The organism is Natrialba taiwanensis DSM 12281, from assembly GCF_000337595.1.
GTDB classification, from domain to species: domain Archaea; phylum Halobacteriota; class Halobacteria; order Halobacteriales; family Natrialbaceae; genus Natrialba; species Natrialba taiwanensis.
Window position 1 is genome coordinate 1 of record NZ_AOIL01000024.1, and the last position, 337, is coordinate 337.

2 pseudogenes are annotated in these 337 nt (G+C 57.3%); one reads left to right on the forward strand and one right to left on the reverse strand.

Annotation, left to right across the window (positions count from 1 at the left end):
• Positions 1-173 (forward strand): annotated as a pseudogene (locus tag C484_RS07885) (IS5/IS1182 family transposase); the annotation flags it as partial.
• 29 nt (positions 174-202) lie between these two features.
• Here the strand turns inward: C484_RS07885 and C484_RS22905 are convergent.
• Positions 203-337, reverse strand: a pseudogene (locus C484_RS22905) (IS1595 family transposase); the annotation flags it as partial.

Genomic DNA, 337 nt, shown 5'->3' on the forward strand with positions numbered 1-337 from the left:
AGTTCACCCAGGCCAAACAAGCAGACCAAGAGACGGCGATGCGCGTCACCCGTGACGCGCTCGCCGTCGATACACCGATCTGGATGCTTAGAGACAGCGCCTACGACATCCTCGATTGGCACGACCACCTGCTGGCCGCAGGGGTCGTGCCAATCGCTCCATACAATCCGCGAACGCTCTTGTGAAGGACATTGTTGGTGGGTCAGAGAACAGTTCGAACGATTTCTCTCAGGGCTTCTCGTCCGGGTTTGCGTAGGATTCTCCGGCGAAGTTCGAAGAGTCTGAGATACGCTGTGAGTTTGTCCTTCGAGATACCTCGATGTGGCGAGAGCCACCG